General features: G+C 73.4%; 27 protein-coding genes and 2 pseudogenes. 11 read left to right on the top strand and 18 right to left on the bottom strand.

Annotated elements, in window-relative coordinates; genetic code table 11:
• Positions 1–122: 122 nt before the first annotated feature.
• Positions 123–590 (bottom strand): MarR family winged helix-turn-helix transcriptional regulator, encoded by a 468-nt coding sequence (locus ACLJT4_RS13635; protein WP_411122566.1) that lies wholly within the window; start codon positions 588–590, stop codon positions 123–125.
• Positions 591–759: 169 nt separating this feature from the next.
• Between ACLJT4_RS13635 and ACLJT4_RS13630 the strand changes: the two genes are divergently transcribed.
• From ACLJT4_RS13630 to ACLJT4_RS13620, 3 genes and pseudogenes are all read left to right on the top strand, one after another.
• A complete protein-coding gene (locus tag ACLJT4_RS13630) occupies positions 760–1,986 on the top strand; it encodes an MFS transporter (RefSeq protein WP_411122565.1) in 1,227 nt (408 codons plus the stop codon).
• Positions 1,987–2,043: 57 nt separating this feature from the next.
• Positions 2,044–2,460 carry a GlcG/HbpS family heme-binding protein gene (locus tag ACLJT4_RS13625; RefSeq protein WP_411122564.1) on the top strand — a complete coding sequence of 139 codons (417 nt, stop codon included), beginning with the start codon at positions 2,044–2,046 and terminating at the stop codon, positions 2,458–2,460.
• Positions 2,461–2,517: 57 nt separating this feature from the next.
• A pseudogene (locus ACLJT4_RS13620) lies at positions 2,518–2,927 on the top strand (SDR family oxidoreductase); the annotation flags it as partial.
• Positions 2,928–3,049: 122 nt separating this feature from the next.
• Here ACLJT4_RS13620 and ACLJT4_RS13615 read toward each other — a convergent pair.
• Positions 3,050–3,961: an alpha/beta fold hydrolase gene (locus ACLJT4_RS13615; RefSeq protein WP_411122563.1), complete on the bottom strand. Its 912-nt coding sequence runs from the start codon at positions 3,959–3,961 to the stop codon at positions 3,050–3,052.
• A 133-nt stretch (positions 3,962–4,094) separates the two neighbouring features.
• Between ACLJT4_RS13615 and ACLJT4_RS13610 the strand changes: the two genes are divergently transcribed.
• Positions 4,095–4,718, top strand: coding sequence for a TetR/AcrR family transcriptional regulator (locus ACLJT4_RS13610; protein WP_411122562.1), 624 nt, complete (start codon positions 4,095–4,097; stop codon positions 4,716–4,718).
• Positions 4,719–4,739: 21 nt separating this feature from the next.
• On the opposite strand, the gene ACLJT4_RS13605 is transcribed toward ACLJT4_RS13610, so the two are convergent.
• Entirely contained in the window at positions 4,740–5,219 is a 480-nt protein-coding gene (locus tag ACLJT4_RS13605) for a hypothetical protein (protein WP_411122561.1), read from the bottom strand.
• 259 nt (positions 5,220–5,478) lie between these two features.
• The gene (locus tag ACLJT4_RS13600) at positions 5,479–6,054 is read right to left on the bottom strand and encodes a hypothetical protein (protein ID WP_411122560.1); all 576 of its coding nucleotides are present in this window, start codon (positions 6,052–6,054) and stop codon (positions 5,479–5,481) included.
• Between the two features lie 226 nt (positions 6,055–6,280).
• Here ACLJT4_RS13600 and ftsH point away from each other — a divergent pair, with 226 nt between their 5' ends.
• Together ftsH and ACLJT4_RS13590 are read left to right on the top strand one after the other, a co-directional pair.
• A complete protein-coding gene (gene ftsH / locus ACLJT4_RS13595; RefSeq protein ID WP_411122559.1) occupies positions 6,281–8,233 on the top strand; it encodes an ATP-dependent zinc metalloprotease FtsH in 1,953 nt (650 codons plus the stop codon).
• A gap of 171 nt (positions 8,234–8,404) precedes the next feature.
• The gene (locus tag ACLJT4_RS13590; RefSeq protein ID WP_411122558.1) at positions 8,405–8,740 is read left to right on the top strand and encodes an SHOCT domain-containing protein; all 336 of its coding nucleotides are present in this window, start codon (positions 8,405–8,407) and stop codon (positions 8,738–8,740) included.
• A 40-nt stretch (positions 8,741–8,780) separates the two neighbouring features.
• Here ACLJT4_RS13590 and ACLJT4_RS13585 read toward each other — a convergent pair whose 3' ends face one another.
• Genes ACLJT4_RS13585 through ACLJT4_RS13575 form a run of 3 tightly spaced genes read right to left on the bottom strand, consistent with a single transcriptional unit; the run spans position 8,781 to position 10,692 of the window.
• Positions 8,781–9,353, bottom strand: coding sequence for a hypothetical protein (locus ACLJT4_RS13585; protein ID WP_411122557.1), 573 nt, complete (start codon positions 9,351–9,353; stop codon positions 8,781–8,783).
• 13 nt (positions 9,354–9,366) lie between these two features.
• Positions 9,367–9,912, bottom strand: coding sequence for a SixA phosphatase family protein (locus ACLJT4_RS13580; RefSeq protein WP_411122556.1), 546 nt, complete (start codon positions 9,910–9,912; stop codon positions 9,367–9,369).
• Between the two features lie 42 nt (positions 9,913–9,954).
• Positions 9,955–10,692 (bottom strand): peptidase E, encoded by a 738-nt coding sequence (locus ACLJT4_RS13575; RefSeq protein WP_038516706.1) that lies wholly within the window; start codon positions 10,690–10,692, stop codon positions 9,955–9,957.
• A gap of 233 nt (positions 10,693–10,925) precedes the next feature.
• Here ACLJT4_RS13575 and ACLJT4_RS13570 point away from each other — a divergent pair, with 233 nt between their 5' ends.
• Together ACLJT4_RS13570 and ACLJT4_RS13565 are read left to right on the top strand one after the other, a co-directional pair.
• Positions 10,926–11,411: a DUF402 domain-containing protein gene (locus ACLJT4_RS13570; protein ID WP_411122555.1), complete on the top strand. Its 486-nt coding sequence runs from the start codon at positions 10,926–10,928 to the stop codon at positions 11,409–11,411.
• Between the two features lie 193 nt (positions 11,412–11,604).
• The gene (locus ACLJT4_RS13565) at positions 11,605–11,934 is read left to right on the top strand and encodes a hypothetical protein (protein ID WP_411122554.1); all 330 of its coding nucleotides are present in this window, start codon (positions 11,605–11,607) and stop codon (positions 11,932–11,934) included.
• 191 nt (positions 11,935–12,125) lie between these two features.
• Here ACLJT4_RS13565 and ACLJT4_RS13560 read toward each other — a convergent pair.
• Positions 12,126–12,416, bottom strand: a pseudogene (locus ACLJT4_RS13560) (response regulator); the annotation flags it as partial.
• A 395-nt stretch (positions 12,417–12,811) separates the two neighbouring features.
• Between ACLJT4_RS13560 and ACLJT4_RS13555 the strand changes: the two are divergent.
• The gene (locus tag ACLJT4_RS13555) at positions 12,812–13,162 is read left to right on the top strand and encodes a hypothetical protein (RefSeq protein WP_411122553.1); all 351 of its coding nucleotides are present in this window, start codon (positions 12,812–12,814) and stop codon (positions 13,160–13,162) included.
• A gap of 51 nt (positions 13,163–13,213) precedes the next feature.
• Here ACLJT4_RS13555 and ACLJT4_RS13550 read toward each other — a convergent pair whose 3' ends face one another.
• From ACLJT4_RS13550 to ACLJT4_RS13505, 10 genes are all read right to left on the bottom strand, one after another.
• Positions 13,214–13,495 carry an acylphosphatase gene (locus ACLJT4_RS13550; protein WP_411122552.1) on the bottom strand — a complete coding sequence of 94 codons (282 nt, stop codon included), beginning with the start codon at positions 13,493–13,495 and terminating at the stop codon, positions 13,214–13,216.
• An 86-nt stretch (positions 13,496–13,581) separates the two neighbouring features.
• On the bottom strand, positions 13,582–13,956 hold the full coding sequence (locus tag ACLJT4_RS13545) for a 5-carboxymethyl-2-hydroxymuconate Delta-isomerase (protein ID WP_411122551.1): 375 nt from the start codon (positions 13,954–13,956) through the stop codon (positions 13,582–13,584).
• A 47-nt stretch (positions 13,957–14,003) separates the two neighbouring features.
• Positions 14,004–15,119, bottom strand: coding sequence for a prephenate dehydrogenase (locus ACLJT4_RS13540; protein ID WP_411122550.1), 1,116 nt, complete (start codon positions 15,117–15,119; stop codon positions 14,004–14,006).
• Positions 15,120–15,247: 128 nt separating this feature from the next.
• A complete protein-coding gene (locus tag ACLJT4_RS13535) occupies positions 15,248–16,186 on the bottom strand; it encodes a DMT family transporter (protein ID WP_411122549.1) in 939 nt (312 codons plus the stop codon).
• Positions 16,183–17,502 (bottom strand): PLP-dependent aminotransferase family protein, encoded by a 1,320-nt coding sequence (locus ACLJT4_RS13530; protein WP_411122548.1) that lies wholly within the window; start codon positions 17,500–17,502, stop codon positions 16,183–16,185. The genes ACLJT4_RS13535 and ACLJT4_RS13530 overlap by 4 nt, the downstream gene beginning before the upstream one ends.
• Positions 17,499–18,416: a phytanoyl-CoA dioxygenase family protein gene (locus ACLJT4_RS13525; protein WP_411122547.1), complete on the bottom strand. Its 918-nt coding sequence runs from the start codon at positions 18,414–18,416 to the stop codon at positions 17,499–17,501. The genes ACLJT4_RS13530 and ACLJT4_RS13525 overlap by 4 nt, the downstream gene beginning before the upstream one ends.
• Positions 18,413–19,594 (bottom strand): alpha-hydroxy acid oxidase, encoded by a 1,182-nt coding sequence (locus tag ACLJT4_RS13520; RefSeq protein ID WP_411122546.1) that lies wholly within the window; start codon positions 19,592–19,594, stop codon positions 18,413–18,415. The genes ACLJT4_RS13525 and ACLJT4_RS13520 overlap by 4 nt, the downstream gene beginning before the upstream one ends.
• The gene (hppD, locus tag ACLJT4_RS13515; RefSeq protein ID WP_411122545.1) at positions 19,591–20,685 is read right to left on the bottom strand and encodes a 4-hydroxyphenylpyruvate dioxygenase; all 1,095 of its coding nucleotides are present in this window, start codon (positions 20,683–20,685) and stop codon (positions 19,591–19,593) included. The genes ACLJT4_RS13520 and hppD overlap by 4 nt, the downstream gene beginning before the upstream one ends.
• An 86-nt stretch (positions 20,686–20,771) precedes the next feature.
• Complete coding sequence (gene dhaL / locus ACLJT4_RS13510) at positions 20,772–21,488, bottom strand: dihydroxyacetone kinase subunit DhaL (protein WP_411122544.1); 717 nt, start codon at positions 21,486–21,488, stop codon at positions 20,772–20,774.
• 316 nt (positions 21,489–21,804) lie between these two features.
• Entirely contained in the window at positions 21,805–22,581 is a 777-nt protein-coding gene (locus tag ACLJT4_RS13505) for an IclR family transcriptional regulator (RefSeq protein WP_411122543.1), read from the bottom strand.
• Between the two features lie 57 nt (positions 22,582–22,638).
• On the opposite strand from ACLJT4_RS13505, the gene dhaM reads away from it, so the two are divergent.
• Both dhaM and ACLJT4_RS13495 read left to right on the top strand, forming a co-directional pair.
• On the top strand, positions 22,639–23,031 hold the full coding sequence (gene dhaM / locus ACLJT4_RS13500) for a dihydroxyacetone kinase phosphoryl donor subunit DhaM (protein WP_411122542.1): 393 nt from the start codon (positions 22,639–22,641) through the stop codon (positions 23,029–23,031).
• Positions 23,032–23,240: 209 nt separating this feature from the next.
• On the top strand, positions 23,241–24,479 hold the full coding sequence (locus ACLJT4_RS13495) for an amidohydrolase (RefSeq protein WP_411122541.1): 1,239 nt from the start codon (positions 23,241–23,243) through the stop codon (positions 24,477–24,479).
• Positions 24,480–24,941: the final 462 nt, after the last annotated feature.

Genomic DNA, 24,941 nt, shown 5'->3' with positions numbered 1-24,941 from the left:
ACGGCGATCGCCGCAGCCCGCACCATCTGGCTCCGCACCTGACCGACCGGACGAGTGCTGGGCCCGCGGAACGCCAAGTGCCGCTCGTGGCCCGCTGGTTGTGGGGTGCGAGCGGTGGTGGGTCACGCCGGGTGGAGGCCGCCCTGTAGTTGTTGGACGGCGAGGACCAGGGGCGCGAGGACGGGTTGGGTGGCTGCCTGGTCGAGGGCCTTGCGCAGGGCGGTGTTGTGGGTGGGGCGGGCCGCTTCGAGTAGGCGTCGGCCGTCGTCGGTGACGTCGGTGTAGATGCCGCGGCGGTCGGTGGGGCACAGGTAGCGCGAGAGCAGTCCGCGGTCTTCCAGTCGGGTGACCAGTCGGGTGGTCGCGCTCTGGCTGAGGACGACGGAGTCGGCGACCTGGCGCATCTGGAGGTGGCCGCCCTCGCCGTCGTGCTGGCGGCTCAGCACGTCGAGCAGCGCGTACTCGCGCGCGCTGAGCTGGTGTGCGGCCTGCAGTGCGCGTTCGACGCTGCCTTCGATGCGTCCGTGCAGCAGTGAGAGTGCCGACCAGCCGTGCGCCAGTGCGGTCATCGACGGGTCGGTGGCGGTCATGGGCGGCTCCCTCGGTCGGGTCGTGCGGTCGGCGGCGCCGGAGGGGGCCTACCGCGGTATCACGTTCATCACTATACCCGCGTTTGCCGTTAGTCAGCGTGTGCAACTATTGTTGAGGCGCGTAAGGCGCTTGCGCATTTTTCCCTCTCGCGTGTCAAAGGACCTCGTCATGCCGCTCGCACTGCTGGCCCTGGCCATAGGGGCCTTCGGAATCGGCACCACGGAATTCGTGATCATGGGGCTGTTGCCCCAGGTCGGAGCCGACCTCGGCGTGTCCGTGCCGGCCGCCGGCCTCCTCGTCACCGGCTACGCCCTCGGCGTCACGATCGGCGCACCGATCATGACCGTCCTCGGCACCAGGATCTCCCGCAAGAACATGCTCATGCTGCTGATGGGCCTGTTCGTCCTCGGCAACCTCGTCTCCGCCGTCGCCCCGGTCTTCGCCGTCATGCTGATCGGTCGGGTCGTGGCCTCGCTGGCGCACGGCGCGTTCTTCGGCATCGGCTCCGTCGTCGCCGCCGAACTGGTGGCGCCGGAGAAGAAGGCCGGCGCGATCTCCATGATGTTCACCGGACTGACGGTGGCCAACGTCGTCGGCGTGCCCCTGGGCACCTTCGTGGGCCAGCGCGCCGGCTGGCGGGTGACCTTCCTGCTCGTCGCCGCCCTCGGCGTGCTCGGCCTGGTCGGTGTCGCCAAGCTCGTCCCCGACGTGCCCAAGCCGGCGGGGGTCCGACTGCGGCACGAGGTCGCCGCCTTCAAGGACGCCCAGGTCATCTTGGCGATGGCCATGACGGTCCTCGGCTTCGGCGGCGTGTTCGCCGCGATCACCTACATCGCGCCGATGATGACCGGGGTCAGCGGCTTCGCGCAATCCTCCGTCACCTGGCTGATGGTGGTCTTCGGACTGGGCATGGTGGCCGGCAACCTCATCGGCGGCCGCTTCGCCGACCGCAGGCTCATGCCCCTGCTCTACACCGCCCTGGGCGGGCTGGCGCTGGTCCTGCTGCTGTTCACCTTCCTGGCCTCGGGCAAGGTCGCCTCCGTCGTGGCGATCTTCCTCATCGGTGCCCTCGGCTTCGCCACCGTCCCGCCGCTGCAGAAGCGCGTCCTGGACCACGCCCACGGCGCCCCGACGCTCGCCTCCGCGGCCAACATCGGCGCCTTCAACCTGGGCAACGCCCTGTCCGCCTGGCTCGGCGGCCTGGTGATCTCGGCCGGCCTCGGCTACGCGGCGCCCAACGCCGTCGGCGCCGTCCTGGCCGCCGCCGCGCTGGTGCTCGCCGTCCTCTCCCACCGACTCGAACGGCGCCGCCACCGCACCACCGCGGCCGCCGGCTCCGTCGCCGCCCCCGACCGGGGCGCCGCTCCCGCCGCGGCGGGAGCCGTCCACTCCTGAACCCGCGTACCCGCACGGCGCCGCACCCGTGCCCGCACCGATCCGAGGAAGTTCCCCATGAGCACCACCACCGTCGCCCCGCTGACCGCCACCGACGCGGAGACCCTCGTCCGCGCTGCCCGCCGCGCCGCCGACGCGGCGGGAGTCCCGGTCAGCATCACCGTCCTCGACGCCGGCGGACACCTGCTGGCCTTCCGCCGCGACGAGCGCGCCGTGCTGATCTCCGGTGAGACCAGCACGGCGAAGGCCCGCACCGCCCTCCAACTGAACGCGCCGACGGCCGACCTGGTCGACCTGGTCAAGCCGGACGGCCCCTTCCACTCCCTGCCCACCGCGCTGGACACGCCCCTGCTGTTCATCGCCGGCGGCGTGCCGATCCACCGCGACGGGCAACTCGTCGGCGCCCTCGGCCTCGGCGGCGGCGCCCCCGAGCAGGACGACGCCTTCGCCCGGACCGCCCTCCAGGCCCTCTGACCCCAACCCGCCCACTGGCGTAACCCCGGCGCAGGTTGTCCTGCGCCGGCACCTCCGCGCGTCCGCAACCTCGCCAGCGACTCGGCCGTGGCCATCCCCGCCGAAATGATCCACTACGGCATGACGAAGACCTCGCTGCTCGCGGTCAGTCGCGGGTTCGCCAAGGACGCCGCGGGCACCGGCGTCACCGTCAACTCCGTCCTCGCCGGGCCGACCCACACCGGCGCGTCCAGGGCTTCGTCCGCGAGCTCGTCGGCGACGCGCTGCCCTGGGACGAGCCGCAGCACGCGTTCATGGTGAAGTACCGCCCGCAGTCCCTGCTGCAACGCCTGATCGAGCCCGAGGAGATCGCCAACCTGGTCGTCTACCTCGCCTCGCCCCACGCCTCCGCCTCCGCCTCCGCCACCGCCACCGCCGGCGGCGCCGTGCGCGTCGACGGCGGCTGCGTCGACTCCATCCTGCCCTGAGTCGGGCGCCCCGGCGCCCCGCCCGCCGTGGGCGGATCGACCCGACGTGCGAGATCCCGGCCGGTCGTCCGATCGGTCGGGATCTCTTGCGTCGGCCGCCGGGGTGTGCCCGGGGCGGTGGGTCAGTCGACGGCGTCCATGAAGCGCAGCATCCGGCGGTTGACCTCGTCGGCGTGGTCGATCTGCGGTCCGTGGCCGGTCTCGGTGAGGATCTCGGCGCGGGCACCCGGGATCAAGCGGGGTACGCGCTCCAGTTGGCGCTTGGCGTGGACGAGCAGGCTGCGCTTGCCGAGCACGAGGTAGAGCGGGGTGCGGATGGTCGACAGTTCGGCGTCCGACAGGGGGAGCGGGGCCGGGCGGCGGATGCGGTGGGCGCGGACCCCGGCCCTGATCATCGCGCGCAGCTCCGGCACGACGAGCACCGGCTGTTCGAGCCAGGCGGCCAGTCGCGGCCGTAGCGCCTTGGGGGCCGCGGTCGCGAACAGGCTGACGAAGATCCAGGCGAAGAAGCGCAGTCCCACCTTCTCCAGGCCGCCGGGGTCGAGCAGGGTGACCGAGGCGAGGCGGCCGGGACGGCGGTGTGCCTGGTTCACGGTGAGCCAGCCGCCGTAGGAGGCGCCGACGAGGTGGACGCGGTCGAGGTCGAGGGCGGCCAGGGTCTCGTCCAACCACTCGGCGGCGCGCTCGGGTTGGTGCAGGGGGGCGCGCTGCACGCTGCGCCCCGGGTCGCCCGGGGTGTCGATCGCGTACACCGGGCGGGCGGCGCTGAGGGCGGGGGTGTTCGGGTACCACATGGCGGAGCAGGAGCCCGAGCCGTGCACCAGGACGACGGGGGTACGGGCACGGGCGGCGGGGTCGGCCGGCTCGTAGCGGTAGACGTGGGTGGTGCCGAAGGAGGTTTCCACGTCGCCCTCCGCGGTGGAGGTGGCGCCCAGTGCGTAGACCGCGTCGCAGGCTGCGAAGTAGCGGTCGCGCAGGGTGTCGCTCACGTAGCGGCCGACATCGGCCTGAATGCGGGTCGTGGTCTTGGGCACGGCCACCTCCGGAACGGGTTGTGCGCGGTCTTCGTGATACGAACGTACCATGAAATTGATACGGCGGTACCATCAAAAAGGGCCGCAGAGCCCAGTGCCGAACCGATGCGACCGACGAAGGACGACGCGACCGATGCCCAAGCACGTGGACCATGCCGAACGACGCAACCAGATCGCCCAGGCGCTCCTCCAAGTCGCCGGCCGACGCGGGCTGCACGCCGTCGGCATGCGGGACGTGGCCGCCGAGGCCGGGGTGTCACTGCGGCTGGTGCAGTACTACTTCGAAACCAAGGAGAAGCTGCTGCTCTACGGATTGCAGCGGCTGGCCGAGGGGTTCGGGGAACGGGTCGCCGCCCGGTTGCGGGTCGCGGGGGAGGGCGCCGGACCGCGCGCCGTGATCGAGGCACTGCTGATGACGTCGCTGCCCACCGACGAGGCGAGCCGCACCTTCCACCTCGTCTACACCTCGTACGCCGTGCTGTCCGTGACCGACCGGGCGCTCGCCGGCCAGCCCTTCATCCAGGACCCCGACGCCGCCGAGGACACCCTGGCCGAACTCCTGCGCCAGGCGCAGGAAGCGGACCTCACCCGACCCGGGGTCGACGCGCGCAACGAAGCGATCGGCCTGCTGGCCATGTCCGCCGGGCTTGGCACCAGCGTCCTGGTCGGCCAGCGCACCGCCCGGTCCGCCGCCGACGTCCTGACCTACCAGCTCGACCGGATCTTCCGGGACGGTGGGGCAGGCGCGCCCGCCTAGGCGGGCGCCGCGCGGTCCCGCTCAACCTCCTTGTGCCGCCTGCTCGGTCGCCTCGGCCGAACGCCCTCCGTAGACGCACAGTCCGTAGATGGCCAGCACGTCCAGCGCGATGATCAGCACCGACCACACCGGGTAGGACGGGATGAAGAACATCTGGGCGAAGGCGTTCAGGCCCAGCACCGCGACACCGAACCACCGGGCGGCTTCGGAGCCCTTGGTGAGCACGCCGACGGCGGCCACCGCCTGCAGGATGCCCAGGGCGAGCATCAACCAGCCGAATGCCTGCAGGTCCCCGAGGACCAGGGAGACGTTCCCCACGAAGACGTGCGAGTTGACGATCGCCGCGATGCCGTCGAGGCCGTTGAACAAGGCCAACAACGCCAACATGACCCCGGCGAACATCACCAGACCGTGGCCCTTGTGGTCCTCGTGCCGTGGTGCGGTCGTTCTCCCGCCGTAGCCGGGGTGCGGTGTTCCGGTCGGATGACCTGCTGATGCCATGGGAACCTCCGTGATCGAGGGGCGGTGCGCCGCTGTCGCACCGGTGAAGTCCCGCCATGCATCGGGGACTTCGGCCGGGGCGTCGCTCCTGCCGTCCGGACGGTGACCCGGCGTACGACGCCGGGGAGGACGGCGGTTCCGGCTGGGCAGCCGACCGGCAGCGCCGGGCGGGACAGCCGCCAACTTCAGCGTGGCAGGGACGTTCCCGGGCCGCCACGCGAGACGCCGGGGCACCGCGGCGCGGACCCGGCGCCGCCCCTCACTGCTGCGGGTGCCGCCACCGGGCGTCGACCTCCGCCCACTCCTTCTCCCACTGGGCGTACCGCCTGCGGTCCAGCAGGCGCACGGTGACCCGCTCCGCGCCGAAGAACAGCAGCCCGGTGGCGGAGCCCACCACGGTGCCGGCCACCACGCTCTCGGCCAGGGAGTCCGTCGGGGTGCTCGGGTCCCGCACCAACGCCCCGTCGCGGTCCAACCAGACCGTCGTGCGGTCCCCGACGTGGACGCCGGCCGCCAGGGTCGTCTCGCCCGTCCGCACGGTGTGGTCCGGCGCCGTCCAGCGCACCGTCGTGTGCACCCGGCCGCCCGTGCCGGTCCCGCTGTCCACGGTGATCCGGGTGGCGGGTTCCTTCGTCACCACCGCCGAGACGGGGCGCCAGCCGGAACTCTCCCGGTGGGCCGCGGCGTCCACCGCACTGCCGGCCACCACGCCCGCGGCCGGGGCGACCACGGCGATCAGCACCCCCGTGGCCAGCACGACCCAGGACTGCGCCACGTCCGTACCGCGCCGGAGCGGACCGGGCCGCCACGGCGGACGGAGCTTCCCAAGAGGCATCACGCACCCCCTTCGCCTGCCCTTCGAGCGTCCCACACCTGGCCCGCCCGCCCCACACCACGGCGGCGGCCCGCCCTGCGGGAACGGTGGGGACAGCCGATCGTGGAGGAGGGGGCGCGGAGCGTGTCGCAGGCGCGGCGGGAAGGCCGCCGGGGTCCGTCACGCGGCCGGGAGGAGTTTCCTGGAAGGGGAGGACCCAGGAGCGAAGGAGCCTTAGGGGACCGTCGTGATCACCGCAGTGCGCCTGCCCCGGCGCCACGCCTCGCGCTCGGCGAAGCCCGGGCCGCCCCGCGAGCCGCCGAAGCCGCCGGCCGCGCCGCGGGCCCCCGGCTGGCGGCCGTGGCTGCTGCCCGTCATCCTCGTCGCGCTCTTCGTCCTGCTGCTCAGCCGGGCGCACAACCCGGCAGGGACCTCCCTCACGTACAGCGCCTTCCTCGGCAAGGTGGACGCCGGGCAGGTCAAGACCGTCGACATCGACGACAAGGGCGGCGTCAACGGGCAGCTCAAGGACGGCCGGAAGTTCACCACGCAGCTCCCCACCGCCCTCGGCACCACCGGGCTCGCCCAGCAACTCCGGGCCGAGAACGTCAACGTCACCGCCTCCAGCAGCAGCGCCGGCGGGAGCTGGGTGGGCCCGCTGGCCGTCGTCCTGCTGCCGCTGGTCCTGCTCGGCGCCCTGTTCCTGTGGACCGGGCGCCAGGCCGCCCGCACCCTCACCGGAGGGCTCAGCGGCATCGGCCGCTCCCGCGCCAAGATCATCGAGGCGGAGCGGCCCACCACCCGCTTCGACGACGTCGCCGGCTACGAGGGCGTCAAACAGGAGATCAGCGAGGTCGTCGACTTCCTGCGCCACCCCGAGCGCTATGCGGTGGTCGGCGCCACGGGACCGCGCGGGGTGCTCATGGTCGGGCCGCCCGGCACCGGCAAGACGCTGCTCGCCCGGGCGGTCGCCGGCGAGGCAGCGGTGCCGTTCCTGTCGGTGACCGGATCGGCCTTCGTGGAGATGTTCGTCGGCGTCGGCGCCTCCCGCGTCCGCGACCTCTTCGACGAGGCCCGCAAACGCGCCCCGTCGATCATCTTCATCGACGAGATCGACGCCGTGGGCAGCCGCCGCGGCGGCATCCGCCTGGGCGGCAACGACGAACGCGAACAGACCCTCAACCAACTCCTCGCCGAGATGGACGGCTTTGACCAGAGCAGCGGCATCGTGGTGCTCGCCGCCACCAACCGCCCCGAGGCCCTCGACCCGGCGCTGCTGCGCCCCGGCCGCTTCGACCGGCACGTCACCGTCCCGCTGCCCAACCAGACCGAGCGGGCCGCGATCCTCGCCGTGCACGCCCGCGGCAAGAAGCTCGCACCCGACGTGGACCGCACCGTGGTCGCCCGGGCCACCCCCGGCTTCTCCGGCGCCGACCTCGCCAACCTCGTCAACGAGGCCGCGATCCACGCCGTCCGCGCCGGCAACACCGTCATCTCCGCCCAGGACCTCGACGACGCCCGGGACCGGGTCCTGCTGGGACGCCGCGAGTCCTCCAACGCCCTGCTCCCCGAGGAGCGGCACGCCGTCGCCGTCCATGAATCCGGCCACGCACTCGTGGCCGCCCTGTGCGAACAGGCCGACCCGGTCGCCAAGGTGACCATCCTGCCGTCCGGGCCCGCACTGGGCGCCACCGAGCAACTCCCGGAAGCCGAACGGCACCTCTACACCGAGGGCTACCTCACCGACCTGCTCACCGTGCGCCTCGGCGGGCGCGCCGCGGAGCTCGTGGTCTTCGGCGAGGGGTCGACCGGAGCCGCCGACGACCTGGCCGGCGCCACCCAGATCGCCGGCCGGATGGTCCGCGACTTCGGCCTGTCGCCGTCCCTCGGCCCGATCGGTTACGCCGCGCCCGGCGCCCTGCACCGCCTCGGCGACGAACCCGCCGGCGAGACCCTGCACCGGCCCTACTCCGAGCGGACCCAACGCCTCATCGACGAGGAGACCGCCCGCCTCGTCCGGCAGGCCGAACAGCGCGCCACCGCCCTGCTCCGGGACCACCGCCCGGCCCTGGAGCACCTGGCCGACCTGCTGACCACCCGCGAGACGATCGACGGCGCGGTCGTCGACGACGTCCTGCGCCGTTGGCCCGGGACGGCCCCCGAAGCCCCCGCGCCCGGCCCCGAACGCCCGCCGCCCTGACCCGACCGCCCCGCACGGCGACCCCGCCACCGCGACGCCGGACCGAACCCGCCCCGTCCCGCTGCGCGCGTCCGATCGGTCCCGGCGCGCGAGAATCGAGGTGAGGGCACCTGTCCGTGTGCGGCCCTCGTATGGGCCCGCACCCGTCCCGAGCAGGGAAGGTGAGGTCCGATGTGGTTCTGGTACGGCCACGGCGGTGGTGGCGGGTGGGGATGGTTCGCGGCCACGGTCGGCATGGTCCTGTTCTGGGCACTGGTGATCACGGTCGGGGTGCTGCTCTTCCGCGCCCTGTCCCGGTCGGGACCGGCCGGCGACGGCGAACCGGGCCGCGGCCACCCCGGATGGCACCCCGCGGGCCCGCCACCCGGTGGGCCGCCCGACGCCGAACGGATCCTCGCCGAGCGCTACGCCCGCGGGGAGATCGAGGACGAGGAGTACCAGCGGCGACTGGCGGTGCTCCGCTCCTCACGGGCCGGACCGTCCGCCCCCGACGCGCCGGAACCCTGACGCCGGGGCACGGGCCCGGCCCGGCCGGCCGGGTGCGCGCTCAGTGCAACTTGGCCTTGAGGACCACGATGACCAGGCCGAGCACGAGGTTCACGAGGGTCGACAGCACCACCAGACGGCGCGAGGCCCCGGCGCGGATCGCGGCGAAGCAGGCCCAACCGACCTGCTCGGCCACGGCGACGGACAGCGCGAACCAGGCGGTCGCCGCCACGCCCAGCCCCAGCAACGGGCTGATCACCACGGCGACGGCCGGCCCCACCGCCGCCTGCGCGATCGGCCACTCGTCGCCCGCCACGTGCCGAATCCGCTGCCACGTCAGGTCCCGGTACGACGCCAGGTCGCCGACGAGCCGCGCGTACACGTGCGCCACCCAGAAGACCAGGCCGGTGATGAGCAGCAGGAGCACCAATCCGAGGCGGGGGAACGGCCCGAACGCGGCGGTGCCGGCCACGACGGACGCGGCCTGGAGGGAGCCGTAGACCGCACCCCCGTAGTCGGTCTGCGCCTCCCGGTGCGGCTGGGGGATGCCCCGGCCCGAACCGTCCGTCCGGCCGCCGGGGTGCGTGCCGTCCGCCATGCCCCACAGGATCGCCCCGGCGGTCCCGGACCGCACGTCGGTCCGCTCCTCACTGGTCGCCCGGCCGACCGCGGGGCACCGCGAAGTCGGTGAGCGCCGCGCAGCCCGGTGTCAGGCCCGCCCACCCGCCGGGCAGCGTCAGCACCGCCACCGCGGACGTCGGGAACTTCTCGCGGACCCGGTCCACCCCTTCCCCGCCGCCGGCCAGCGCGAGGACGAGGTCCTGCACGCCCGGCTGGTGGCCGATCAGGAGCGCCGTCCGCCACCGGTCGGGGAACCCGCGCACCACCTGGAGCAGGGTGGCCGCGCTCGCCGCGTACACCCGGGGTTCGAAGACCACCTCCCCAGGCGTCGCGGTCGTCCCCGGAGCCGCGAGCTCCGCGGCCACCCGGTCCCAGGTCTCGCGGGTCCGCAGGGACGGCGAGCAGATCACCGCGTCGGGCGCACCGTGCCGTTGCCGCAGCCATCGGCCGGCCGCCGGCGCGTCCCGACGGCCCCGGCCGGCCAGCGGACGGTCCAGATCGGGGACGCCCGCCGGCCAGGCGGACTTGGCGTGCCGCAGCACGATCAGGCGGGTGGTCTCGCGGGTGTTCATCGCAGGCTCGCTGGGTCGTGGGTGGGGGAGCGGGTGGCGGGTCTACGGAACAGGGGTGAGCCGGCGGGGCTCGATGCGCTCCTCGACCGCCGAGTCGCCGTCCCGGGTGACGACGTAGGCGCCCTTGCCGGGGACTTCGGTCACTGCCTCGACCAGTTCGGTCCCGCGGTAGACCAACCCCACGCCGTCGTCGGTGCAGTGGGCCACCGGCAGGGTGCCCTCCGCGACCAGCCGGTGCATCAACGGCCGGCGCCCCTCGTCGACGTCGTAGTGCACCCCGTTCCCGTACGGCAGGAGGCCGAGGCCGTTGGTCAGCGGGCGCAGTTCCGGGCCGAACGAGTCGGTCGCGCCGCCCTGGAACCAGCACAGGGACCCCGCGCTCACCCCGCTCAGCACGACCCCGGCCCGCCACGCGCGGCGCATGACGGCATCCAGCCCGTGCACGCGCCACACGGCGAGGAGGTTCGCCACCGACCCGCCCATCACCCAGACGACGTCCTGATCGAGCACCGCGCCCTCGACGTCCTCCAGGTTGGGCATCGGGAACAGGTGCAGCGGCGTCAGGTCGAACCCGGCGACCCGGGCGGCCTCGGTCATCCGGGCGGTGAAGTGCTCGGCGTCCCCGATGGCGGTGCCGACGTACATCACGCGGGGCCGGCGGCCGTGGACGCCCGAGAGGTCGACCGCGTGGTGCACCAGTGAGTTGAACCGCACCATGGTGCGGCCGCCCGTCCGGTGGCCTCCGGAGGTGGCGAGGATGGTCGGATCCGGTGCTGTCATGGCCTCGACCCTATCGGTGCGGATCGGGGCGGGTCCTCTCGCCTCGGCCCCAACGGGGTTGTGGCGCAAGCCGATCGGGCCCGTCGGCGTCGCCGGCACGGGCTCGGCGGCGGCCGGCGGCCCCGCCCTCGGAAAAGCATTGGCCGCCTGGTCGCGGATCGGGAGAGGGTGCGGGTGTGCGTCCCGTACCGGGATCGGCGCGAGCGGAGGGCGAGGGAACTGTGGGGACGGCGATGACGCTGACGGCGGGTGGCGACGTGCAGGTGACGCTGACGAAGGCGGGGCGGACCAAGGTGCGGTACCCCGCCACCGTCGTGGGCGACGACGGGGTGCGCGTCGTGGTGCGGGCGCCCTGGGGGCGGCCCACGGTCCGGGACTTCGGGTTCGTGCGGTTCGAGCCGGGCGACGTCTTCACCGAGCACTACTGGCGCGACCGCTGGTACGCGGTCAAGGAGGTGCGCGCCGCCGACGGCTCGGTCAAGGGCTGGTACTGCGACGTGACGCGTCCCGCCGAGGTCGGCCCGGACGGCATCGTGATCGAGGACCTGGACCTCGACCTGTGGCAGTCGGCGGACGGTTCGACCGTGCTCCGGCTGGACGAGGACGAGTTCCGCCAAAGCGGCATCGAGGACCGTGATCCGGTCGCGGCCGCCCGGGCGCGGCAGGCCCTGGACGCGCTGGAGGAGCAGGCGCGCAGCGGCCGGTTGCGTGCCCTGTGACCGTGGTGTGGCGGCCGGCCGGCGGGCCGCCGACTTGCGGACCCGGCGCGGCCGTGCCGCAGGCCGCGCGATCGGCGCCGTCGGCGGGCCGTGGCCCGGCTCGGGGGCGCAGCGATTGCCCGGTCGGCGGGCCGGGACCACAGTGGGGAGGAGAGCGGAAGGCGTGGGGGCGGTCTCACGGAGGAGTACCGCAATGGCTGAGGCACTCTCCCGCCGGGAGCGATTCCTCCTGGCACAGATGGAACAGGACCTGCGTGGGCAGGACGCGGAGCTGGACCGTCGGCTGACCACCATGCGGTGGGACGACGTCGAGCCCCCGCCGGTGCCGCCGCCCGACCGGCACGGCGGCTGCGCGGTCTCCCACCTGTTGGGCGCCGTGCTCAGCGGCCTGCTGGGCGCGGCCCGCACGGCCGCCACGGTGGTGGCCGCCCCGGCCTGTACGACGGTCTGGGGGCTGATGCTCGCCTGCCTGGCCCGGCTCATGGGTCGGTGGGCGCGGCTGGGCAGCGCGGACCACGGCTGACCGCCGGCCGTCCCCTCCGGCAGCGCCGACGGCCGGCGGGGACGGCGCCGTGACCGCGCCGCGGCCGGCGGGTCACCCCGACGCCCCGGCGCGTTGACGCGCTCACTTCATGTGTGTGCGGCAGCATGAGCGGCGTGCTCCCGCGCTCCGGGAGCCCCGCGGACGGGACACTCCCAGGTCCCGTCCGTACCGGGATCCACGACCGTCGCACCGCCGGCCACCCGGGACCACCGCGTCGACGAACTCGCCGACGGCGCTGCCCCGGTCCTTCAGCAGGTAGCCGACCCCGATGTCGCTGCCCAGGTCCAACAGGTGGGCGGCGTAGGACTGCTCGACGTACTGGCTCAGTCCCAGGACCGGCATGTCGGCGTGCTCGCGGCGCAGGGCGACGGCGGCGCGCAGTCCGTCGTCGGTGTTGTCCGGCGGCATGCGGACGTCGGTGACGACGACGTCCGGCCGGTGCGCCGGGCCGCGGTCAGCAGCGCGCCCGCATCGCCGACGGCCCAGCTGGACCGGCCAGTCCACCGCTACCTGCCCGAATTCACCATGGCCGACCGGCGTGCCGAGGGCATCACCGTCCGGCAACTGCTCACCCGACCTCCGGCATCCGCTGCCACCCTCGCCCTCGCCCACACCCCGCCGGACGTGCCGAAGAACAGCTCCTACGCCATGGGCCGGCGGCGCAGCCGCGACGCCGGCGGTCCCGAACAGAGCCGCCACACCGGCGAGTTGCTGACCCACAACGCGATGGCGACCCTGCTGCCCGACAGCGGCATCGGCATCGCGGTCGTCACCGACACCGGCATGGTCTGCGGCGGCGACGCGCCCCAACTCGCCGAGGGGACTGATCGAACTGGCCGAGGGCAGGACCCCCGAGGTGGCCGAACCGTTCTCGATGACGGCCGACCGGGTCCTGGCCGGCCTGACCCTGCTGGCCGCCGGCCTCGGCGTGCGCGGGGTGCTGCGCGCCGGCCGCTGGGGGCGGCGCACCGCGCAACGGTCGTGGTGGCGCGGAACGCTCCGGCTGCTGCCCTACGCCCTACCGATCCTCTTCGCCATTCAACTGGCCATGCTGCTCGGCCTGTTGATGCATCGTTCGGGGACGCTGGAACAGGCCGCCTACGCCTGGCCCGCCCTCGCGGTCTGGGCGACGGCCGGCGCCCAGACCGCCACCGCTGTCGTCGTCGCCCGGTTGCTCGCCCTGCGCACCTACCGGCGGCGCCGCTGAACGGACCCGTTGATGTGGGGGCGGGCGCGCGGGTTCGGTACGCCCGGGCGGTCAGGGACGGGGAGCGGTCCGGACCTCGAAGCCGGCCAGTCCCGCCGGCTCCTCGTCCCGCACCTCGACCGCGGTCACGTGCGCGGTCGGTGGCCCTTGGCGGGCCCACTCGACCATCTGGGCGACGCCCTCCGGCGGCCCCTCGAAGACCGCCTCGACGTCCCCGTCGGGCAGGTTGCGCACCCAGCCGGAGACGCCGCGGGCCAGCGCGCTCTGGCGGCAGGAGTCCCTGAAGAAGACGCCCTGCACCCGTCCTGACACGATCACGTGCTTCCGCACCATGGGCAGGACTGTAGATCACGGGGCCCGGCCTGGGGACGACCTCCCGCGGCCGGCGTGCCCCTGTTCGGCGCCCGGGGCGCCGTCCGTCACTGCGCGGTGGCCGGCCGTACGTGTTTGACGTAGGCCGCGTCGAGGTCGCGGACCTCGACGGAGGCGTGCACCGTGCGGTCGGTCGCCGCGGCCGTGTGGGCGCGCACCAGCTCCAGCACCGCCTCGGCCAGGCGGGTCTTGGTGTCCGTGCTGCGTCCCGGCAGGATGGCGAAGTCCACGTGGACGAGGGCCTGTTGGGGCTCGTCATGGGCGATGACGGCCTCGTCGACGCAGCGGAACCGCGTCTTGCAGCTCTCGACGGTGATGCCGTCCACCGTCTCGGCGGCGAGGGCGTGCAGTGCGTGGGCGAAGCGGCGGGGGTCCAGGGCCTCGCGCAGCGACGCGTCGTGGTCGACCAGGATGTGCGGCATGGGGGTCTCCTCAGGAGCAGGGGGTGGCGGTGGCTGTGGGGTGAAAGCTAATGGACGGCCCAGCCGCGGTCGCGGAGGGCCTCGGTGAGGGGGCGTGCCACGCCCGGGGCCACCTTGAGGCCGACGGAGTCCGCCGCGGTGCCGGTGCCGCGGCGGTCCTGGCGGTGCGGTTCCAGACCCGCCAGGTCCACGTCGTCCAGCTCCAACCGTGCCTCGTCCACGTCGTCCAGGAGTCGCGACAGCGGCCGGTCGTGGTCGCCCAGGGCGACCGAGAGCATGGTGTGCGGGCGGGACGCCGGGTCGTTGTACGGGGGCGTGATGCGCGCGCGGCCCTCGACGCCGCGCTGGAGGAGCGCGGTCAGGTCGGCCAGGGCCTCGGCGGTGGCCGCCGGGTCCGTGGTGGTGGACAGCTGGGACAGTGCCTCGGCGGCGGTCGCCAGGTCCGCGCGGAGCTCGGTCAGGAGTGGGGCCAGGGCGGTGGCGTTGGCGGCGAGGATGTCGGCCCAGAGAGCGGCGTCGCCGGACGCGACCCGGGTGGCGTCGCGCATGCCGCGACCGGCGAGCCGGACCGCGTACTCCTCGCCCTCGCGCAGCCGACCGGCGGTGAGCGTCGCCATGAGGTGGGGGAGGTGCGAGACGAGGGCCACGGCGCGGTCGTGGTCCGGCGGTTCCAGCAGCGCCGGCACCGCTCCGCACAGCGACACCAGTTCCAGGGCCCGGTTGAGGGCGGCCTCGGTGGTGTCCGGCGTGGGGGTGAGCACCCAGTGGTGGTCCTGGAAGAGGTCGGCGCGGGCCGCGAGCGGGCCGGAGCGTTCGCGGCCGGCCAGCGGGTGGCCGCCCACCAACGTCGTGGTGTCGCAGCCGAGGGCCAGGCACTCGGCGTGCGGGAGGGCCTTGACGCTCGCCACGTCGGTGTAGACGCGGGCGAGCCCGGCCCGTTGGTGCTCGGCGAGGGCCCGGGCGGTGCGCGACGGGGGAACGGCGATGACCGCGATGTCCACCGGTTCCGACGGGGGCCCGGGGGTGCCGGCGCCGCGTGCGGCGGCTATCCGGACGCGGTCGGGATCGCGGTCGAGCAGATGCGTGGTGACTCCGCGGGCGGACAGGGCCAGGGCGATCGAGGTACCGATGAGACCGGTGCCGACGACTGCGGCGGTGTGCAAGGTGACGCTCCTCGGCCGTACGGGGGCGGACGGTGCGGGGTCCCGGGCCCGACCGGGACGGCGGACGGACGGGCCCGGGAGGGGCGTGCATGCGGTACGGGTGGTGCCGGTCGTGCCGGGTGGTGCCGCTACCGGTCGGCCGGGGCGGGTGCCGAGGGTTCCCCGGCCGGGGCCGGTTTGCCGGTCAGTCGCCGCAGCAGTGCCGGGTTGGTGAGCATCACCGCGTTGCCGAGGAGGATCAGCGCCACGCCCGCCAGGTCCCGGCCGGTCCAGGTGAACTTCTCGAAGACCGTGGACAGCAGCAGCGCCACGATCGGGAAGAGCACCATCGCGTAGGCGGCGCGTTCGCCGCCGATCCGGCCGAGCAGGGTGAGGTACGCACCGAAGCCCACCACCGAACCGAACACCGCGAGGTAGAGCAGCGAGCCGGTGTACTTCACGGTGGGTTGGAACAGCGCCCCGTGCCCGTAGAACGCGGCGAACGGGGCCATCAGCAGCGCCCCGTACGCCATGGCGTAGCCGGTGCCCTGGACCACCGGGACGCCCGCCGCCTGGGTCTTGCCGGAGACCACGTTGCCCAGGCAGAAGACCAGGGTGCCGACCACGGAGAGCGCGATGCCCTGGCCCGAACCGGAGGACAGGCCGAAGTGCTGGAACTCCGGCCAGAACACCGTGACGATCCCCAGCAGCCCGATGGCCCCGCCGACCAGCATCTTCGCCGTGATCGAACGCCGGAAGAAGACCCGCGCGAACACCATGTTCACCAGCAGCGACATGGCGAAGACGATCGAGACCAGTCCGGTGGTCAGGTACTGCTCGGCGAAGTAGAAGCAGACGAAGTTGGTCGAGAACATCAGCCCGCCCATGAGGACGAACTGACCGTGCACTCGCAGCGGGTAGCGCATCGGCAGCCCGCGCAGCCGGGCCCAGGCCAGCAGGATGACGGCGGCCAGCGCGAAGCGGTACGCGATCGACGCCGTGGGGTGCACGTCCCCCAACTGCCCCTTGATGGCCAGCCAGGTGGAGCCCCAGATCAGCACCGTCACGACGTACAGGACGGCGTTCATCCGCACCTCCCTTCCAACAGGGCGACCAGTCGGCGGGCGCCCTGCGCCACTTGAGTGGGCGTCAAGTAGCTCAAGGAGAGCCGTATTTGGTGACGTCCGCCGTCACCGTCGGGATAGAAGTAGCTCATCGGTGTCCAGATCACTCCGTGCTCGCGGGCGGACTCTTCCAACAGTGCATTGTCCGCCGGAACCGGGAGCGTCATGGTCAGGAAGAAGCCACCCGACGGCGCGTTCCAGCTGATTCCGGCCGCCTCCCGCCGGGCGCGGGGGAGCAGCCGGTCCAGACTGTCCAGCAGGACCCGGAGGTTGGACTGGTAGAAGTCCGCGGCCGGCTTGTTGGCCTCCCGCAGCCGGAAGTCGTGGCTGACCAGCATGCCGCCGATGACCGCCTGGCTGAGCGCCGGGGTGTTCACCGTCACCATGCCCTTGATCTTCGACAGTTCGTCGGCCAGCAGCGTGCGGGTGCCGTCCGGGGCCCGTACGTGCTGGTCGGCGACCACGTAGCCGACCCGGGCGCCGGGGAAGCAGGTCTTGGCGAACGAACCGAGGTAGACCACCCGCCGCCGCTCGTCCAGTGCCTTGAGCGTGGGCAGGCCGCTGCCCGTCGGGGTGAAGAACCCGTAGGGGTTGTCCTCCAGGACGAGCAGGTCCTCGGCCTCCGCCAGCTCCAACAGTCGCCGCCGTTCGGCGACCGGCAGACAGGTGCCGGTGGGGTTGGAGAAGTCCGGCACCACGTAGAACGCCCGCGGGCGCTTGCCGGCGGCCCGCAGTTCGGCGACCGTGCGCCGCAAGACGTCCGGATCACACCCCTCGGGACCCTCCGGCACGTGCACCGTCTCGATGTCCAGCAGCCGGGCCGCGCCGGTGATGCCCACGTAGCACGGCGAGGAGACCAACAGGACGTCCGACGGGTCGGCGAACAGGGCGCGCAGGACCAGGAACATGCCCTCCTGCGCGCCCACCGTGACGACCAGGGATTCCGGCTCGGCGGTGATGCCCTCGTCGTGCTGCAGGGCGCGCGCGACCAGTTCGTGGATCTGGCCGTTGGTGCGCCCGTACTGGAACAGCAGGGTCCGGACCTGGTCGGGGGTGCAGCCCCGGTCCTCGATGAGGTACCGCTGGTAGGCGGCGAGGTAGTCGCCGATCCGCTCGACCTCGAAGAGCCCCTCGTAGGGGCGGCCGGGGCCGAAGGAGATCGCCTCCGGGTAGCGGGAGGTGACCTCGTTGAGGAAGTTCATCACCTCCATCAGCGGATCGGCGAGCGAGCCGTGCAGCGCGCGGCTCGGCAGCTCGATGGTGGGTGGGTCCTGGCTCACCTGGCGTCCTCCCACAGGACCGGGCAGAAGTCCGGGTCCGTGTAGTCGGGGTTGCCGGCGGCGTCCTTCCGGACCAGCACGTCGTTGTTGTAGACGACCTGGCCGCCGTCGGACAGCTCGAAGGGACGCCACTGGTTGGTGCGGTCCTGGAGGTGCAGCGAGATGGCCCGGCGGGGCCGGTCGCTGACGTTGTAGCCGCTGCCGTGGTAGGTGCGGCAGTGGTGGAAGCTGATGTGCCCCTTGGGGATGGTGATGGGCACCTTGCGGACCTCCACGTTGTTGAAGGCGGCGTTCTCCGAGAGCATGTCCTCCAGTTCGGAGCGGTCGCGCTCGGCGAAGTGGCGGCTGGTGGAGTCGTCGGTGCCGGTCTCCTTCCAACGGTGGCTGCCGTCCACCATCGTGATGGTGCCCATCTCCTCACCACAGTCGTGGAACGGGATGAAGGCGGTCAGCATCTCGTCGGAGGAGCAGGTCTGCCAGTAGTGCCGGTCGAAGTGCCAGGGCACGATGTTGCGCTCGTCGTCCGCCCGCTGCGGCTTGTGGATCAGGGTGCTGTTCCACAGGCGTATCTGGCTGGTCCGCGAGATCAGGCCGGCGACCGCCGCGATGATCGGCTTGGCCAGGATCGAGCGGATGGTGTCGTCCTCGTAGAAGATGTAGTCGTTGTGCCGGTGTACGTCGCCCTTGTCCGGCTCCCAGTACGCCAGCCGCGGCGGTCGGGTGGGCAGGGTGCGGTCCCGGTGGCCGGCGTAGAAGCGGTCGGCCGCGGAGTCCAGCAGGTCGACCTCCTCGTCGGTGAGCAGCTTCTTCGACAGGTAGTAGCCGTGTTCCTGGAAGAACTGCACCTCCTCTTCGGTGGGCAGCAACTCCCGCTCGGCGGCGGTCAGTGGGAAACGGGCGTCGTCGATCGTCATGCCGGATCCTTCGTCTCGGTGGTGTGGGGTTGCGTGGGGAGGGTCGGGTGGTGCGGCTGGCCCCCGGCGGGGCGCAGCAGATCGCGGGTGACGTCGCAGAGCCGGGGCCGGCCGGTGAGTGCCATCGCCTCCTCCAACTCCGCCCGGAGGGTGGACAGCACCTGCGCCGCGCCGGGCTCGCCGTCGACCGCCAGGCCCCAGAGGACCGGCCGGCCGACCAGGACCGCGCGGGCCCCGAGCGCCAGTGCCTTGAGCACGTCCGTGCCGCGTCGGACGCCGCCGTCGACGAGGACCTCGCACCGGTCCCCGGCGGCCGCGACCACCTCCGGGAGCGCCTCCAACGCCGGTACGACTCCGTCGAGTTGACGCCCTCCGTGGGTGGACACGATCAGCCCCGCCACGCCCAGCTCGGCCGCCCGGTGGGCGTCCTCCGCGGTGAGCACGCCCTTGAGGACCAGCGGCAGGTCGGTCAGCGACCGGATCCACGCCAGGTCGTCCCAGGTGAACGCGGCGTCGTGGTGCCGGGCGGCGTGCCCGGCGAGCGAGGAGCCGCCGGCGCCGCCCTGGTGCAGCCCGGCCTCGTGGTCCCGGTCGAGGTTGGCCGGGCGGATGTGCGGCGGCAGGCGGAACCCGTTGCGCAGGTCGCGCTCCCGGCGGGCCATCCGCGGGGTGTCGACGGTGATCACCAGGGCCCGGTAGCCGGCGGCCTCGGCGCGCCGCACCAGCGACGCGGTGACCTCCCTGCGGCGCAGCACGTACAGCTGGAGCCACAGCGGTCCGCTGGCGGCCGCGGCGACGTCCTCCAGCGACGTGCTGGCGAAGGTGCTGGCGATGGTGAGTGCCCCCGCCGCGCCGGCCGCGCGGACGGTGGCGAGTTCGCCGTCCGGGTGCACCAGCTGGTGGTAGGCCATGGGCGCGATGCCCACGGGGAACGCCACCGGGTGGCCGAGCAGGGTGGTGGCCGGCTCGCAGTGGGACACGTCGACGAGGGCGCGGGGCCGCAACCGGTACCGGCCGTAGGCCGCGCGGTCCTCGTGCAGGGTCAGCTCGTCGCCGCTGCCGCCGGCGATGTAGTCCCACACCGACCGGTCGAGGCGGTCCCGGGCCGCGGACTCGTAGTCCCGCGGATTGAGCAGCAGGTCGGACCGGGTGCCGGGGGAGGTGGTGGGCGCGGTCACCCGCCGGCCCTCGCCGCGGCACCCGCCGGTACGGCGTTGTCGCGTTCCCGCTCGACGGCTTCGTAGAGGGCCTTGATGTTGCCGCTGCCGAAGGTGCGGGCGTCGAGCCGCTGGATCAGCTCGAAGAACACCGTGCGGCGGGCGTACGGGGAGCGGGTGAAGACCTGCACGAGCTGGCCCCACTCGTCCCGGTCGGCCAGCAGCCCCAGTTCCTGGAGGACGGCCGGGTCGACGCCCACCTCGATCCCGCGCTCGGCCAGCGAGGCGTAGTAGCCGGCCGGGGTGCTGAGCAACTCCACGCCGGAGCGGCGCAGTTCCCGGGCGGCGGTGACGATGTCGTCGGTGGCGTAGGCGACGTGCTGCACGCCGGGGCCGTCGAAGCCGTCGAGGAAGTCGTTGAGCTGGCCGCGGTCGCTGGTCGGGTCGGGCTCCACCATGGTGAAGGTGATGCCACGGGTCTCGTCCTGGACCACCTTGGAGGCCATCGCCTGGCCGCCGACGACGATGTACTCGTCGTAGGTGTGCTTCAGGCCCAGTGCCCGGCCGTAGAAGTCGACCATGGTGTCGAGGGATCCGGGGCGCAGGACGAACGCCAGGTGGTCGACGGACCGCAACAGCCCGGCGTCGGCCGCGTCGTCGTCGACGGGCAGATAACGCTGCGGCAGGAACGGGCCTGACGGATCGTCACGTTCGATGAAGGTGTGCACCAGGTCGTTGGTCGCGGCGATGGTGGCCCGGACGACCCGTCCGCCGGCGTCCTCGAAGGTCTCGGGCGCGGAGACCGGATCGGCGCCCGCGGCCACCGCACGGGCGAAGTCGCCGGCCGCGTCCGTCGACCGCAGGGCCACGTCCCGGATGCCGTCCCCGTGCTTGCGGACGAAGTGGGAGGCGGCGTGGTCGGCGTGCAGGGCCGAGGTGAGCACCAGGCGGACCCCGCCGTGGGCCAGGACGAGCGACCGGGCGCCGGCCAGTCCGGTGAGCGGGCCGGCCTCGGCCACCACCCGGAATCCGTAGGTGCTGCAGTAGTAGTGGGACGCCTGGTTGACGTCACCGACGAAGAACTCGACATGGTCGACGGAATGGGCGGTCACACTGGTCCAATCTCTCGAACTGAAGGGTGTGCGGGCGCACCGGCCGGCCGCGCCGCGGAACGCCGCGGGCGGGGGAGACGGTGCGGTCAAGGAGAGGGGGTCGCGGGTGCCCCCGCCGCTTCGGCGAGGGCGCGGAAGACGTAACAGGCCGAGGTGGCGCCGGGATCCTGGTGCCCGATGCTGCGCAGCCCCAGGTACGCGGCGCGGCCCTTTCTGGCCTGCAACGGGATGGTGGCGAGCATGCCGGTCTCGGCGGCGCGGGCCGCGGCGCGGGCGGCCGAGGCGAAGTCGCCGCCGGACTCCGCGGCCGCCCGGAAGGCGCTGACGGCGGGTGAACAGGCGTCGATCATGGTCTTGTCGCCGGGGACGGCCGCGCCGAGACGCTGCATGGTGGCCAGCGCGGCGGTGAGCCCGGCCGCGAACCGGAGGGTGCCGACTTCCGGTGCGGTGCCGAGGGCGGCTCCCCACGTGCGGAAGGCGCCCCCGTACAGGGGACCTGAGGCGCCTCCGACGACGGAGACGAGGGTGCTGCCCGCGGCCGTCAGGGCGGCGCCGGGGGAGGCCGGTGGTCGGGACGGGGCGTCGAGCGTGACGCGGACCGCGGCGAACCCGCGGGCCATGTTGGCCCCGTGGTCCCCGTCCCCGATGGCCGAGTCGAGGTCGATGAGGTGGTGCTGGTGCTGGTGCATGGCCGTGCTGACGCGTCGCAGCCAGTCGAGGACGAGGGAACTGTCCACCACGTCCCGACCGGGCACGTCGGCACGGCCCCGTAACGTCTCGGGCTCCCCCGCAGGCTCCCGCATGGCAGGCGCTCCTTCGATCCCCCGCGCCGCAGTGTTCCGCGGCTACTGGATTACCAACGCATTACCGAAAGGTGTTCGGCATTACCGAATGCCGATAGGAAGCAAAACCCAGCGACCCCGGCTGCGTCAAGGTTTTCCCGCACACGTGATCGCAGGCTTGACGGTCGTGGGGCGAAGCGCGGCCTGCGGAAGGCGGGTTGATGAAGCGGGGGTGACGTGGAGGTGCGGTGGCGGGACGGGAGTCCGGCCGCGGCTCGGGCGCCGGTGCGGGCCCGTGAATCCCGCGGCGCTGAAGGGGGAGGGGCGCCCGGCAACCTCAACCGCAGGCGTGCAGGCCGGCGTTGCGCGGGGCGCCGAGGTCCCGGGACAGGCTGCGGGCGGCCTCGCGCACCGCAATGGCGTGTTCCTGGCGGGTGCTTTCGGCCATGAGCCGCTCCACCGGACCCACCAGGCCCAGCCCACCGACCACTTCGCCGGTGCGGTCGAAGACCGGCGCCGCGATGCCCGCATCGCCGAGCGTCAACTCGTTCTCGTCCACCGCGTAGCCGGTCTCGCGCACCCGGTCCAACTGGGCCTCCAGGCGCTCCGGATCGTCCAGGCTGAATCCGGTGACCCGCGGCAAGGCGCCCGCCAGCAGTGCCCCACGGCCCGCTGCCGGCAGGAAGGCGGCGATCGCCTTGCCCAGCGCGCAGGCGTGCCAGGGCAGGCTGGCCCCCGTCTCCAACACCTGCACCGCCCCGCCCGGGCGGAACGCGTGGTGCACCACCAGCACCTGGCCGTCGGTCAGGATGCCGGCCCAGACCGCGGCCTCGGACTGGGAGGCGAGCCGGTCGGCCCAGGTCACCGCACGGGTCCGCAACTCGTGCGAATCGAGATAGGCGTTGCCCAACGTCACCAGGCCCGGACCCAGTTGGTACTTGCCGCTCTCCCGGTCCTGGACGACCAGGCCCTCCGCCTCCAGGGTGCGCAGCAGTGCGTGGGCGGTCGGCTTGGCGACGCCGACCCGGTCGGCCAGCTCCGTCACGCCCAAGCGCGGGGTCGCCGTGGCGAGTTCCCGCAGTACGTGGATCGCTCTGTGCACCGCCTGGACCATGAACCACTCCTCGGTCAGTATTGCTGAACAGCGTTCCGACCCATAGGGTCCTTGTTCATGACACCGCTGGTTGGCATCGTACTTGTGTCGCACCGTGCGGAAATCGCCCTGGGCGTACGGTCGCTGGCCACCGAGATGGCCGGTGGCACGGTCACCGTGGTCGCGGCGGGCGGCACCGACGACGGCCGCACCGGAACGAGTTACGCCCGCGTGCTCGCCGCGCTCGACCGCGCCGCCACCGGCGCCGGCGTGCTGGTCCTGCCGGACCTGGGCAGTTCGGTGCTCACCACCCGCCTGGTGCTGGACGAACACCCCGATATCCACGCCGTGCTCGCCGACGCCCCGTTCGTCGAGGGCGCCGTCGCGGCGGCCGTCACCGCGGCGACCGGCGCCGCACTGCCCGCCGTCGCCCGGGCCGCGGAGGAGGCCCGGACCCTCAGCAAGTTCTGACCGCACGCGAGGCCCGGCGCCGGTGCCCGAACGGCCGGCCGCGGCCGCCACCCGGGCCGCGTTCCGCCGGGCCCGTTGCCGCACAGCCATAGACGACAGCAATGGCCGCCATCGGAACTGCGTCATTGCCCCGCCGGCCGCCGTCGATCAAGGTGGAGGACATCGCCGCCCCCGCCCGTGCCCCCGATCAGAATTGCGGACCGTCAGCCATGACCTCCTCGCACGCCGCGCAGTCCCGTCCCCGCACCGTCGTCTTCCGCGGCGTCCGGCTCCTCGGCGGGCCGCCCGTCGACCTCACCGTCGTGGACGGCGTCGTCGACGCCGTGGCCGCCGCCGTGGCCGCCGCCACCGGCGGTGCGGCCCCTGGGGCGGCGTCCGAAGTGGTGGAATGCGCCGGCCTGCTCGCGCTGCCCACGCTCGTCGACGCGCACATCCACCCCGACAAGACGACGTGGGGCGAGCCCTGGTACACCCGCCGCCGCCCCGCCCACGGGATCGCCGACCACGTGGCGCAGGACGTCGAACTCTCCCGGGCGCTGCCCACTCCGGTCGGCGTGCGGGCGCACCGGCTGATGGCCCACGCGGCGGCGTGCGGCACCCGCGCCATGCGCGCGCACGCCGATGTGGCACCCGCCTTCGGGCTCGAAGGGCTCGTCGGCATCAACGAGGCGCGCGCGGCCCTCGCCGGCGTCCTCGACGTCCAGACCGTCGGATTCCCCCAGCACGGCCTGCGCCAGGCACCCGGCACCGACGCGCTGCTGGACGAGGCGGCTCGCAACGGCCTGATCGACCTGGTCGGCGGCATCGACCCGGCGGGCTTCGACGACAACCCCGAGCACCTCGACACCGTGTTCGGCCTGGCCGAGCGCCACCGCCTCGGGGTGGACGTCCACCTGCACGACCGCGGCGCCCGGGGCCTGGTCCCCCTGCGCGAGATCATCGCGCGCACCCGCGCCCTGGACATGGGCGGCCACGTCACCGTCAGCCACGTCTTCTGCCTTCCGGGACTTCAGCCGCGGGAACTCGACGAGCTGGCCGACGAACTCGCCGCGGCGGGCGTCTCCTTGACCACGGTGGCCGCCGACTCGGGGTCCGTGCTGCCGCACCGTCGGCTGCGCGCGCACGGGGTGCGGGTCGGCATCGGCTCCGACGGCGTGCGCGACGCGTGGAGCCCCTTCGGCACCGGCGACATGCTGCACCGCGCGCACCTCCTCGGATACTGCACCGGCGCCCGGCTCGACGAGGAGCTCGACGCCTGTTACCTGGCCGCCGCGCACGACGGGGCCGCGCTCGTCGGGTTGCCGCGTGCCGACTTCACTCCCGGGGCGCCGGCCGACTTCCTCCTCGTCGACGGCGAGTGCCTGGCCCAGGCCGTGGTGGACGTGCCGCAGCGGCGGATGGTCGTCCGGGCCGGCCGGGTGGTCGCCCGCGACGGCGCCCTCTGCTGACCGGCCGGCCGGCGGCGCACGGTCGACGCCGACATGAACGGGGCGATGCCCCGCCGGGCGGTCCCGTCCGGGGGAACCGGCCACGCCGGTGGCGCGCGGTGTCCCAACGCGGCCCGGTCTCCCGGGCGATGCATGCCTGGGAGTGTCCACGCGCGGCGTGCCGCACCCCCTGTGCAGGCACCCGCAGCCGGTGCTGGGCATGGCGGGCGAACCGATCGGCCGAAGTGGATCACGGCGCCCCGCAGCCTGCCCCGCACGTCACCGTCCCGGCCCCCGGAAGGGCCTGTGCGAGAGGCCACTTGGAGAGGGAAAACGCAACTTCGACATGGCCCGCAGAGGCAGCTACCTTCACCTGGTCTTCGGTGGTCGCCCACGGTCAGACGGGAGTTCCGTCAGGCTGAGCCACCCGTGACGGGACGCGGTGGTCACGCCCCACGAAGCCTCACCCCCTTGGGTAAGCCA

The organism is Streptomyces sp. x-19, from assembly GCF_046549115.1.
Lineage (GTDB): Bacteria > Actinomycetota > Actinomycetes > Streptomycetales > Streptomycetaceae > Streptomyces > Streptomyces albulus_C.
Note: the sequence above shows the minus strand (reverse complement) of the source record. Positions and strands in the feature narration are given on the sequence as shown.